Here is a 3,310-nt window from a genome sequence, read left to right on the forward strand (position 1 = left end):
GGCACGCGTTAGGAAACGCGCGCTATCGTGGGGATGTTCGAGTGCGCCGATGTCGCCTTCTTGATAGGCGCGTATCCATCGTCGCAGGTGGGTTCGGGAGATGCCGTAATGATCTGCGGTACGCTGTTGGCTGCGTATATGCAGGTAGTGGAGTACGGCTTGGTATTTGAAGTGTAATGTATATTTGCTCATAAAAAAACTGCACCTTGTGAGTTGGAGGGGATGTCCAACTTTTGGGGTGCAGTTCAGGGTTTGCTCAGGTTTTCAGACGACCTTCGGATTTGGGCGAACCTTATTCCGTTACCGTTTTACGGATGAGCTTTTCCGCATTGGCGAGTGTGTTTTCCACTTCGGCGAACTCTATTTTGCTGCCCGACACCAGCGCGCGCGTATCGTTGAATACGACTTGGACTGCGCCGTCGGCTTCGGTAACGAGGACGCGCAACGGCAGTTGCAGGGCGAAGGCGGGGTCTTTTTGCATCAGCGGTGTGCCGGCTTTGGGCGTGCCGAAAACGATGACTTTCGCGGGCTGCATGTCTAAACCACTTTGTCGCGCTGCGGCTTGGTGGTCGATGACGGCGAACACGGTCATGCCTTTTTCTTTAACGGCGGTTTCCAAACGGCGGACGGTATCGTCGAAGCTGTATTTGCTGACGGCGGTATGGGTTTGATTCATGGCTGAACTTTGTCGGGAATCGGTTTGTCGGGCGGCATCGCCGCTATGTGAAGCGCTGGCGGCTTTAGCAGCGGGCGCGGCATAGGATACGGCGGCAGGAAGGGCGAGTGCGGCGGCAGTCAGCGCAGCAGTCAGTAATTTTTTCATGGTTGTTTCTCCAAACGGTTGAATAAAGACATCAATCTAAACGGTTTGGCGGCAAAAAGCAATGCCCGTCAGCAAAAGGGTCGTCTGAAACGGGAGTGGTTTTCAGACGACCCTTTGAGACAAAATCAACGCTGCGCGTCAACCGCTTCCAAAGCGCGCAGGGCGTAAGTGTAGGCTGCGCCTGCGTTCAAGGCGATAGCGGTTGCCAGCGCGCTGGCGATTTCGCTTTCAGTCGCGCCCGCTTTGGCGGCTGCGGCGGCATGTACGCTGATGCAGCTTTCGCAACGGGTAGTGATGGCGACGGCGATGACAAAGTGTACGCGCACGTTTTCGTTTGCCGCTTTCTCCAACACGTCGCGCGTGCGGGCATCGTTTTTGCCTTCTTGGACGTAGAGTTCGGTAATCGATTTCGGGTTTTGCCACAGGCGGGCGTTGACGGCGTGGAAGCCGTAGATGAGTCTTTGGTTTGCCATGATTTTGCTTTATAAAAAATTTCAGACGACATTATAACAAGATAAGATCGTCTGAAAGGGAAAGGTCGTCTGAAAACAAGTGTAACCGGTATCACGAAAACGCAGCCGCCTACCGCATCAAATACCCCTACAGCCCAGAACTGCCGACGCCGATCAACACGGTAACCAACATGGAAAACCTGCTTGCGGCAAGCACGGTCAGTGCAATGGCAATCAATTCGTGCGGTTTGTTGGACACGAAATAAGGCGCGATGACGTAAATAAACATGCAACCCGGCGCAGCTTCCATCACGATTTGTGCGCGGCGGCTTAAGGTACGGTTGCGCAAGGCGAAAAAACCAATAAGGCGGGTGGAATACGTTACCGCCAGCATGCCGGCAAACAGCAGGAACGACTACCAAGAGAGCAAATCCTTCATTCTTTCCCCCCTGATAGCGCAAGCATCCTCGCTTGTGCCATTACAATCTATTGTGGTTTCGGAGTTAGCAAAATCCCGAGGCAAGCTCACGAATGAAGTTTACCGGAAAAGTGATATTTGGCGATAAAGTGATTACCTGTTTAAGTTCTTCATTTTCTTCTAATGACAAAAAAGTGCGGTCATAAAATCAAAAGGATTCTGAACGTTGGCTTTACCAACGGCTCCCCAGATAGCCCCCCCTTCTGACGCGTAGTTTTATCTATCTAAAAAATAAGCAAATTGAAGTTATTCATGAAAATAGTAAAAATCTGAATCAAACGAAATTGATTTTCAGGCACGCGTTAGGAAACGCGCGCTATCGTGGGGAAAAACAATATTGGTTATTTATTCACCAATCACATGATAAAAATGTGATCACGGTCAAAATTTTGTATAGCAAACGATTGCTTGAAATTGCGTAATAGAACAAAAAAGGTAGGATTGCCGCCGATATATTCACAATCTCATCAGGAGTCACAATGAAAAATCTTGTTAAACTTTCTCTTGTCGCCCTTTTAACCGCGGCAGCAATTCCCGCCATGGCGGCCAAAACCGAACCTTACACCAATCAAGGTACCAATGCCCGTGAAATGCTCGTGGAACAACCAATCCACTGGATTTCCGTTGAGCAACTGAAAAAAGAATTGGAAGGTAAAGCACCGATCAATGTAAGTTTTGATATTGACGATACCGTGCTATTCAGTAGCCCTTGTTTTTACCATGGGCAACAAAAATATTCTCCGGGCAAACATGATTACTTAAAAAACCAAGATTTCTGGAATGAAGTGAATGCCGGTTGTGACCAATATTCCATTCCAAAACAAATTGCCATAGATTTAATTAATATGCACCAAGCCCGTGGCGACCAAATTTATTTCATCACCGGACGCACTGCCGGCGATAAAGATGGCGTTACCCCAGTATTACAAAAAGCCTTCAATATTAAAGACATGCACCCGGTTGAATTCATGGGCGGACGTGAGCTTAGCACCAAATACAACAAAACCCCTGGCATTATTGAACACAAAGTTACTATTCACTACGGCGACAGTGACGACGATATTCTTGCCGCCAAAGAAGCCGGCGTTCGTGGCATCCGCCTCATGCGCGCTGCTAACTCCACTTACCAACCAATGCCAACCCTTGGCGGATATGGTGAAGAAGTGTTAATTAACTCAAGCTATTAATTTTTAAAAAACACATAAAAAATTGACCGCACTTTGATCTGCCCCCCAAAAGTTGGACAGGTTAGTTAACTTAAATATTGAGCTCGGTATTGCACCGGGCTCAATCCTTTTAAATCGAGTTTAATTCGTTTTTGGTTGTAATACACTAAATATTCTTCAATTTCAGCCTGTAATTCAGTGATTGAATGATAGCTCCGTGAGTAAAAACACTCTGATTTTAGTATCGCAAAAAAACTTTCAATCACCGCATTATCGTAGCAATTTCCTCGGCGGCTCATACTTTGAACCGCTTTACCCTCCAACATTTTCACCCATTCCGCCGAACCATACAATACGCCTTGGTCGCTATGAATAATCGGGCATTCTGTCG

At 47.8% G+C, this 3,310-nt stretch carries 6 protein-coding genes and 1 pseudogene; 1 reads left to right on the forward strand and 6 read right to left on the reverse strand.

Going from position 1 to position 3,310, the window contains the following annotated elements:
* From HMPREF9065_RS09845 to HMPREF9065_RS09685, 5 genes and pseudogenes are all read right to left on the reverse strand, one after another.
* Positions 1–192: helix-turn-helix domain-containing protein (locus HMPREF9065_RS09845; protein WP_156901090.1), on the reverse strand; the 192-nt coding region annotated here is incomplete at its 3' end.
* Positions 193–292: 100 nt separating this feature from the next.
* Positions 293–823 carry a DUF302 domain-containing protein gene (locus HMPREF9065_RS08495; RefSeq protein ID WP_021615295.1) on the reverse strand — a complete coding sequence of 177 codons (531 nt, stop codon included), beginning with the start codon at positions 821–823 and terminating at the stop codon, positions 293–295.
* A gap of 125 nt (positions 824–948) precedes the next feature.
* The gene (locus HMPREF9065_RS10450) at positions 949–1,149 is read right to left on the reverse strand and encodes a carboxymuconolactone decarboxylase family protein (RefSeq protein ID WP_369751015.1); all 201 of its coding nucleotides are present in this window, start codon (positions 1,147–1,149) and stop codon (positions 949–951) included.
* Positions 1,144–1,296: pseudogene (locus HMPREF9065_RS10455) on the reverse strand (RNA methyltransferase substrate-binding domain-containing protein); the annotation flags it as partial. The pseudogene HMPREF9065_RS10455 and the gene HMPREF9065_RS10450, both read right to left, overlap by 6 nt.
* 127 nt (positions 1,297–1,423) lie before the next feature.
* Positions 1,424–1,684 carry an AzlD family protein gene (locus HMPREF9065_RS09685; RefSeq protein ID WP_369751016.1) on the reverse strand — a complete coding sequence of 87 codons (261 nt, stop codon included), beginning with the start codon at positions 1,682–1,684 and terminating at the stop codon, positions 1,424–1,426.
* 548 nt (positions 1,685–2,232) lie between these two features.
* On the opposite strand from HMPREF9065_RS09685, the gene aphA reads away from it, so the two are divergent.
* Positions 2,233–2,940, forward strand: a complete 708-nt coding sequence (gene aphA, locus HMPREF9065_RS08485; RefSeq protein ID WP_021615299.1) for an acid phosphatase AphA — start codon at positions 2,233–2,235, stop codon at positions 2,938–2,940.
* A gap of 65 nt (positions 2,941–3,005) precedes the next feature.
* On the opposite strand, the gene HMPREF9065_RS08480 is transcribed toward aphA, so the two are convergent.
* The coding region (locus HMPREF9065_RS08480) for an IS3 family transposase (protein WP_021615300.1) at positions 3,006–3,310 on the reverse strand (305 nt) is incomplete at its 5' end.

The organism is Aggregatibacter sp. oral taxon 458 str. W10330, assembly GCF_000466335.1.
GTDB lineage: Bacteria > Pseudomonadota > Gammaproteobacteria > Enterobacterales > Pasteurellaceae > Aggregatibacter.

What these genes read in the sequence shown, in the direction of transcription:
- aphA (WP_021615299.1), top strand. Translation starts at nt 2,233, where the DNA reads ATGAAAAATCTTGTTAAACTTTCTCTTGTCGCCCTTTTAACCGCGGCA.
- HMPREF9065_RS08495 (WP_021615295.1), bottom strand. Translation starts at nt 823, where the DNA reads ATGAAAAAATTACTGACTGCTGCGCTGACTGCCGCCGCACTCGCCCTT.